A 7,978-nucleotide genomic window follows, 5' to 3' on the forward strand; every position below is an offset into this window, starting at 1 on the left:
AGCTGGAAGACCAAACCGCCGATCGTGTCGCTGATGTACACCGGCAGGTCATACGCGAACCTGTCGATCACCGTGCTGACCAGCACGTCGCCGCGAAGGCGGATGCGCCCGTCCTTGGCCCGCCAGATGGGCGCGGCTTCACGGTCGAACTCGTCTTGAACCTCCCCCACGATCTCCTCGACGATATCCTCCAGGGTGACCAGCCCAGCGGTGCCGCCATACTCGTCGAAGATGATGGACATATGGTTGTTGCTTTGCCTCAGGCGCTGCCACAGCTCACTCACCGGCAGGGACTCCGGCACCACGGGCACCTTGCGGACAATCCCCTCGAGCGCAGTCTCGCTCCCGCCCTGAACGAGGAGCGCTAAATCCGTCAGGTGGATGATGCCTAAGGGCCTGTCGATGCTTCCCTCGTAAACGGGGAAGCGGGTGTGGGGGGAGAGCAGGAGGTCAGCCAGAGCAGCCTTTGGTTCGGTGCTGACCTCGACGCTCACCATGCGCGGGCGTGGCACCATGATCTGCCTGGCCACCAACTCGTCTAGGCGCAAGACATTATGGATCATCTCGCGTTCCCCAGCGTCGATGAGTCCCCCTTGCGCGCTCTGGTTGATGAGCAGCTCGAGTTCGGCGGGCGAGTGGACGTGGCTGTGGCCCGCGGCCGCCTGGACGCCCAGGCGCCGCATGATGCCGAAAGCCGAGCCGTTGAAGAGGGCAATCATGGGGGAGAGCAGGACGAGCGACCAGGTCATTGGCCACAGGGTCGCGGTGGCAACTCGTTCCGGATAACGCACTGCCACGGATTTCGGCAACAGCTCGCCAAGCACGACTTGAAAGGTTGTCATCGCCACCAGCACAAGGACCACCGCGATGGAGGTTGCGGTCACGTCCTGCATGCTCCCGAGGGAGGCTAGCACCGGGCTGATGACGGGCGCCAGTTGCGCTTGCGAGTAAAAGCCCAAGACGAGACTCGACAGGGTAATGCCAATCTGGCAGGCGGCAATGTAACGGTCGAGCTTCTTTTTGTCTTGGATGATGGGCAGGAGGCGCTGGGCCAGCTTGTGACCTGCGCTGGCCATCTCGCTTACCCTGGTCCGCCTGGCACTCACGGCGGCGAATTCCGCGGCGACGTAGAGGGCATTGAAGCTGATGAGGAGCAGGATGACGAAAAACGTCAGCATGAGCTCTTGTGCACGTTGGACAGGCGTAAGCTTGAGAGGCCAAGCCAGCCGGAGCGGTCTCGGCCGGGGTCCTTCTTTGCTCGAGGGTGAATTGGGTCGAAGCGCTCAGGACTTCGCGGAGGAGGCTCCACTTCGTTAGTGAGGTGATCCACGACAGAAACTGTAGCATGAAAATGTGAAATCACCTATGCTTCTATCGTTTATCCTTCTAACGTGACGATAGAACTCACCCGCGAACAGGAGCAACTCATCAAGCAGCAGCTCGCTACCGGCTACGTCACCGACGAAGGAGAAGTGATCGGGGAAGCATTGATACTTTTGCGGCGACAAGGCGAGGCACGCGCCAAGCTGCCAGCGGATATTCAGGAGGGTCTGGACGATCTCGCCGCCGAACGCGGGCGCAGCCTTGCCGCAGAAACCGCCTTTACCCTTGCCGATGACATCAAGCAGCGCAGCAGAGCTTTGAAAGCAAAGCGTGAACAGACTGCCCACTGATGGGGCGCCACACCGTATCGGGTAAAGCTGCCCGCGCCCCTACGTGAAGAGTGAAATCGCTCGCACGGCCTCGAGGGCTTCTATTGTTCCCTCGCTAATGTACGCGCACGAAAAGCGTGCAAGAGTGGATTCCGTGTTCCCTTTCTCTTTTGCTCACGGCGCTGCCGCTCGAGGCGCTGCCCCATGAAACGGCTCGACCGCTACCTCCTCGGCGAGAGCCTGCCGCCCTTTCTCTTTGGCCTGCTGCTCTACTCCTCGCTCATCGTGCTCTCGGCGACCCTGCCCCGGGTAGAGTGGATCGTCGGCGCGCCGCTCAGGGAGCTCATGAGCTGGCTGCTCCTGCAACTCCCGGCGGCGATGGTCCAGACCCTGCCCGTCGCCGTCCTCTTGGCGGTGCTCTTGGCCTTTGGCCGGCTCGCCACCAGCAACGAGCTCCTGCCCGTCCAGGCCGGCGGCGTCGCGCTCGGCCGCCTCACCCGCGTCTTTCTCGTCGGCGGGCTGTTGGCGGCCGCCGCGGCGCTCTACTTGAGCGAGCGCGTCCTGCCCGAGACCAACGCCCGGGTCGCCGGCCTCTGGTGGCAGCTCTCCTCGGGCGGCAGCGGCCTCTTCAGGCTGGCCGGGCAGAACGTCGCCCTGGGTGACTACCAGCTCCACTTCGGCGCGACCGACCGCCGCAGCGACGACCTCTTGGATGTCCGCCTCGAGGCCTGGGAAGAGCGCACGCTGACGGTCTTTCATGCCGCGCGGGCGCGCTTCGAGGGCGCCTCTTTGCTCCTTTACGGCTACGAGCTCACCGTTTTGGACCTGGCCGCCCTCGACCTGGCGGCGCTCGAGCCAAGCGCGGGCGGCGCCGAGGAGACCCTGCGCCGCCTCCTGCTGGTGAGAAGCCGCGCGCCCTCGGCTGAGAGCAGCCTCGAGATCACCACCTCGCAGTCCCTGGACGAGCTCATCAGCCGCTACGGCGGCGGCGGTTTCGAGGACAGCCGCTCGGTCATGGACGCCCTCCGCGACAGCCGCGACCCCCGGCTGAGCGCGGGAGAGAGGCGGCAGGCGGCGGTGCTCTTCCACCGCAGGCTGGCCGAGCCGCTCGCCAACCTCACCCTCATCTTGGTGGCGGTGCCTTTGGCGGTCCTCTACGCCCGCAGCCGCAGCGTCGCCTTTGGCCTGTCGCTGGTGGTGACGCTCGTCTGGTACCTCTTCTTGGCGGTCGGCCAGCTCCTGGCCCAGACGGGCGCCCTGCCGGTGTGGCTGGGGCTGTGGCTGGGCAACCTGGTGCTCGGCGCCTTTGGCCTCTACCTGCTCGCCTTTCGCATCAGCCTCAGATAGTTCAGATACTGAGGTGAGAGGACTGAGGTGAGAGGACTGAGGACTGCGTTTAGGGGCCTTTACTCAGTCCTCATCGCTCAGTCCCCAGTCCTTCATATGCTTTAGGTATACTGATAGGACTGTGCGCACAGCGCCCCATCTCACAAACGGACTTTTAGAGAGCCTCAGGAGCCAGACGAGCTACCTTGGTGCCGAGGCGCAGACACGCCTGGCGGCGGCCTTCGAACTGGCCGAAGAGGCCCACAAGTCGATGGTGCGTCGCTCGGGCGAGCCCTACATCACCCATCCCGTGGCGGTGGCGGCGCTCCTGGCCGAGATGCACTTGGACGCCGACGCCATCATCGCGGGGCTGTTGCACGACACCGTAGAGGACACCAATGTCACCTTCGCGGACATCGAGAGCCGCTTCGGCCCGGCGGTCCGGCGCATCGTCGAGGGCGAGACCAAGATCAGCAAGCTGGCGGTGCGCGTCTACGAGGACGAGCAGGCCGAGAACCTGCGCCAGATGCTCCTGGCCATGGTCGGCGACGTGCGCATCATCTTGGTCAAGCTGGCCGACCGGCTCCACAACATGCGCACGCTGGCCTCGATGCCCCCGGAAAAACAGCAGCGCATCGCCCGCGAGACCTTGGAGATCTTCGCGCCCTTGGCCCACCGCCTGGGCATCAACCACATCCGGAGCGAACTGGAAGATCTGAGCTTTTCCTATCTGGAGCCCGATAAGTACGGCCTCTTGCAGCGCCAGGTGCGGATGCGCCACGCCGAGCGCGAGGCCTATATCGGCCGCTCGATGGAGCTCCTAAAGACCCGTTTGGCCGCCGAGGGCCTCAAGTATGAGGTCTCGGGCCGGAGCAAGCACCTCTACAGCGTCTACCGCAAGATGCAGCGCGACAACAAGAACTTGGACCAGATCTTCGACCTGATGGCGATTCGCGTCATCATCACGCCGGACTACAACTCGGACTTGAGCGAGAGCGACCAGGAAAAGGCCGTCTGCTACCGCGCTTTGGGCATCGTCCATTCGACCTGGACGCCGATTCCCGGAAGATTCAAGGACTACGTGGCGGTGCCCAAGCCCAACGGCTACCAGTCCTTGCACACCACCGTGATCGGCCTGCGCGGCCAGCCCATCGAGGTGCAGATCAGGACGCGGCGCATGCACGAGGTCGCCGAGTTCGGCGTGGCCGCCCACTGGGCCTACAAGCAGGGCATCGACGACCGCCATGAGGTCGAAAAGCGCCTCGAGTGGATGAAGCAGCTTTTGGACGTGGACACCTTCGAGGAGACGGCCGACGCCTTTGTCGAGACGGTCAAGCAGGATCTCTTGTCGGAGCGCGTGCTCGTCTTCACCCCGGCGGGCGACGTCTTGAACCTGCCGCGCGGTTCGACGCCCATCGACTTCGCCTACCAGGTCCACACCCAGGTCGGCCACCGCTGCATCGGCGCGCGCGTCAACGGCGAGATCGTGCCGCTCAGCTACCCCTTGCGGACGGGCGACCGCATCGAGATCCTCACCAACCGCAGCGCCTCCTACGGCCCCGGCTCCGACTGGCTCGCGGTCGCCGTCACCAGGGGCGCCAAGCAGAAGATTCGCCAGTTCTTCCGCCAGCAAGACCGCCAGGGCAAGCTGGACGCCGGCCGCAAGACCCTGGAGCGGGCTCTCAGGCGCAAGCACCTCCCCGTCTCGCAGCACCTGGGCAACAGGCGGCGGCTCGAGGAGGCCGCGCGGGCGCTGCTAAAGTCGGACTCGGTAGACGAGCTGCTCCTGAGCGTCGCCGCGAGGCGCGTCAGCGCCAAGCAGGTGATCGAGTTTCTCGCCCCCCAGACCAGGGAGCCCGTGAGCCGGCCCGCGCCCACCACCGCGCCCAAGCACGGCACCGGCGGCATCTACCTAGACGGCTTCGACGCGCCCGCCAAGCTCGCTCAGTGCTGCTCGCCCGTGCGCGGCGACGACGTGGTCGGCTATATCACCAGAGGCCGCGGCGTCAGCGTCCACCGCGTGAACTGTCCCAACATCAAGCACCTGATGACCAAGGAGGGCGAGCGCCTGGTGAACGTCACCTGGGACACCCCCTCGGGCGAGGTCTACTCCGTCGACTTCGAGGTCGTCGGCGTGGACCGGCCGGGCCTGCTGAAAGACGTCCTCAACGTCATCGAGAGCATGAACAAGTCGGCCAGCCGGGTGAGCGCCGACGTGCAGAACTCGGTCTCGGCGCGTATTCACTTCCGCGTGGACGTGCGCGACCAGAACGAGATCGACTTTTTAAAGGAGGGCGTCGCGCGCATCGCCGACGTCAACCGCGTCTACCGCGCCAAGCCGGGACTGAAGTCCTAGGGGGGGGTCGGGGAAAGCATGAGCATTCGTAATTTTCGAGATCTCCGGGTGACGAACCACCCCACCAACCCCTGACCCCAGAATCCCAACCCCCAAAAGAGACGTGCCCGCCGGTATTCAGCGGCACCTGACGATCACCCCTTAAGGCTGCTTCTTCCGACCTGACCTGATTCGAGGGTCGCCACCGCGCTGAGCCGACGGACACGAATAGAGAGTTTAGCACATCTTTGCCGGGAAGGTGAGTAGCGCGCGCCGATCACTTGCAATGTCGCAGCAGCAGCTGCATAATGCATGCATGACTATCTCGATTACCATCCGCAAGGTTCCCGCCGAGACACGAGACGAGCTTGCCTCACGCGCGGCCCTCGCCGGCCAGTCGCTGCAGGAGTATCTGCGCGGCCAGCTTATCGAACTGGCCAGCAAACCCGAGCCACACTTGCTCATGGCCCGCGTGCGCACGCGGACATCGCGTGTGGGCACCACGGTGCCGGCGGAGACAATCCTCGGCCACCGTGACGCCGATAGGCGGTGACGCGGACAGGCGGTGATTCTGGTCGTTGACGCGTCGACCGTCGTGGCCGCCCTGATCGACGACGGCCCCAATGGAGCGTGGGCTGCGCGGTTGCTGGGCACGCATCAGCTTGCCGGTCCACACCTGCTGCCGGTGGAGGCGACCAACATTCTCCGGCGTGCCGCGCTCAACGGAGACATCAGCGACGACAACGCATCGCTGGCTCATGCCGATCTGCTGGCTCTGCGCGTGGACCTGTTTCCCTTTGAACCGTTCGCGGAGCGTGTCTGGCAGCTGCGCTTTAGCGTCACTTCCTATGATGCCTGGTACGTCGCGCTGGCAGAGTCGCTCGGTGCGCCCCTTGCCACCTTGGACATGCGTCTGAGCCGTGCCACAGGCCCGCGCTGCCCGTTCGAACTGCCCCTCTGAAGCTCTAAGCTCGAGCCTGTCCGGCGCGTCCTTGCTTGGCCATCAAGTCGGCGAAGCCCTTGCCTCTATGACCGCCGGTATACCTTCGATAGCTCGAGCGTGCGCGCAACCGCGCGGTCGGTGGGCAGCCCGTATCCTCGTGCCCAGAACCTCTCGAAGCTCCCTTCAGCTAGCTGGGCGCGCGTGATCGCCACTGTTTGCTCGTAGTCACCGCGATCGGCAAGCGCCAGCTCTACTGACGTTGTCTCGAGCAAGCTGTCGGTAACGCCGAGGAGCGTGGCGGCCCGCTCATAATCCTGCATCTCGCGCAGCAGCCCCGCGAGGCCCAAGAAGCTGTGCGCAAGCCCGATCTCATCGCCGAGTTCATGTCTGATCGCGATGCTTTCGCCGAACAGCTCCGCGGCTCGCGCAACCTCACCCAGGTGCCGCGCCACAAAGCCGAGATTGCCAAGGGCGACAGCTTCACTCCGGCGGATGCCGAGCTCTCGGTGCAGCGCGAGACTCTCTTCAAAGAGCGCGGCCGCCTTCACGTGGTCGCGTTGGCAGCGCGCGATGTTGCCGAGGTTGTTGAGCGTCACGGCGACGCCCCTTTTGTTGCCGTGCGTGCGGTGAAGCGCTAGCGCCTGCCCGCAGAGCGACTCGGCGCGCTGGTAGTCACCTCGCTCGAGCGCGAGCAGGCCCAAGTGGTTGAGGGCTTCGGCCATGTCGCGCGGGTGGCCCGTCACGCGCGATAGCTCGAGCGCCGCGTCGAACAGCTCTTCCGCACGGTCCTTCTGGCCGCGCAACAGAAGAAACCGGCCGCAGGCAGTGAACGCCGCGAACCTGGTCCTGAGTGGAACATCCTCGGCTGGCTCGGCAAGCGCGGCCTCCAGCCAGCGGCAGGCTTCGGCCAGAAGTCCACGGACCTCCCAGAAGGTGCGCAGCGCGACGGCGAGGCGCACGGCGAGGCCTCGGTCGTGTTCCAAGCTCCAGGCGAGCGCCGCGCGCAGGTTCTCGTGTTCTTCCGCCAGCGTCTTTAGCGCGCCCGTTTCGCCCTCGCCCTGGGGCTTGAGCAATTCGGAGCGAAGCCTCTCGGCGAGCCCGAGAAAGTGCGCAGCGTGTTTGGCGCCGGCCTCGGCTTGTTCTTTGGGCTCTTCCGCCAGCTTCTCGCGGCTGTACCCGTAGAGGAGCGGGTGGCGGTCGAAGCGTCCGCTCGGCGACAGGCGCAGCAGCGACTTGTCGACCAGTGCGGCGAGGACGGGGATGGTGGCGCCGGCCACCTCGCTCGCCGCCTCCCGCGTAAAGCCGCTCCTGAAGACGGCGAGTCCTTTGAGGACGGCGCGCTCCTTGGAGGTGAGCAGCGCCCAGGAGTGCTCGAAGGCGCTGCGCAGGCTCTTGTGCCGCTCGGGCACGTTGCGCGTCCTAGTGACGAGGATGTCCAGGTTGCTCGCGATCTCGCGCGCGACCTCCCGGCTGGGCATGGCCCGCAGCGAGGCGGCGGCCAGCTCGAGGCCCAGCGGCAGGCCCTCCACCAGCCGGCAGATGTCGAGCACCGCGGCCACGTTCTCCGCCGTCAGCTCGAAGCCGGGGCGGGCGCGCTTGGCGCGGCGCAGGAAGAGCCTTACCGCGTCGTAGTGCCGCGCCTCCTCGAGCGGGAGGTCGCCCTGCGGAAAGGGCAGGCCCGTAAGGGGAATGATGTGCTCCTCTTCCAGGTTGAGGCGCTCG

Annotated in this window: 7 protein-coding genes and 1 other RNA gene; 5 read left to right on the plus strand and 3 right to left on the minus strand. The window is 65.4% G+C overall.

Going from position 1 to position 7,978, the window contains the following annotated elements; all coding sequences use genetic code 11:
* A partial coding sequence (locus tag M3498_14240; protein ID MDQ3460438.1) for a hemolysin family protein occupies positions 1 to 1,178 on the minus strand: 1,178 nt, incomplete at its 3' end.
* Positions 1,179 to 1,391: 213 nt separating this feature from the next.
* Between M3498_14240 and M3498_14245 the strand changes: the two genes are divergently transcribed.
* From M3498_14245 to M3498_14255, 3 genes are all read left to right on the plus strand, one after another.
* Positions 1,392 to 1,673: a hypothetical protein gene (locus M3498_14245; GenBank protein MDQ3460439.1), complete on the plus strand. Its 282-nt coding sequence runs from the start codon at positions 1,392 to 1,394 to the stop codon at positions 1,671 to 1,673.
* A gap of 183 nt (positions 1,674 to 1,856) precedes the next feature.
* On the plus strand, positions 1,857 to 2,999 hold the full coding sequence (locus tag M3498_14250; GenBank protein ID MDQ3460440.1) for an LptF/LptG family permease: 1,143 nt from the start codon (positions 1,857 to 1,859) through the stop codon (positions 2,997 to 2,999).
* Positions 3,000 to 3,120: 121 nt separating this feature from the next.
* Positions 3,121 to 5,334, plus strand: a complete 2,214-nt coding sequence (locus tag M3498_14255; GenBank protein MDQ3460441.1) for a bifunctional (p)ppGpp synthetase/guanosine-3',5'-bis(diphosphate) 3'-pyrophosphohydrolase — start codon at positions 3,121 to 3,123, stop codon at positions 5,332 to 5,334.
* A gap of 104 nt (positions 5,335 to 5,438) precedes the next feature.
* On the opposite strand, the gene ffs is transcribed toward M3498_14255, so the two are convergent.
* Positions 5,439 to 5,535, minus strand: an RNA gene (gene ffs / locus M3498_14260) — signal recognition particle sRNA small type.
* 94 nt (positions 5,536 to 5,629) lie between these two features.
* On the opposite strand from ffs, the gene M3498_14265 reads away from it, so the two are divergent.
* Entirely contained in the window at positions 5,630 to 5,866 is a 237-nt protein-coding gene (locus M3498_14265) for a hypothetical protein (GenBank protein MDQ3460442.1), read from the plus strand.
* A 12-nt stretch (positions 5,867 to 5,878) separates the two neighbouring features.
* Positions 5,879 to 6,274, plus strand: a complete 396-nt coding sequence (locus M3498_14270; GenBank protein MDQ3460443.1) for a type II toxin-antitoxin system VapC family toxin — start codon at positions 5,879 to 5,881, stop codon at positions 6,272 to 6,274.
* Between the two features lie 65 nt (positions 6,275 to 6,339).
* Here the strand turns inward: M3498_14270 and M3498_14275 are convergent.
* On the minus strand, positions 6,340 to 7,978 hold a 1,639-nt coding region (locus M3498_14275; protein MDQ3460444.1), incomplete at its 5' end, for a tetratricopeptide repeat protein.

Source organism: Deinococcota bacterium (assembly GCA_030858465.1).
Lineage (GTDB): Bacteria > Deinococcota > Deinococci > Deinococcales > Trueperaceae > JALZLY01.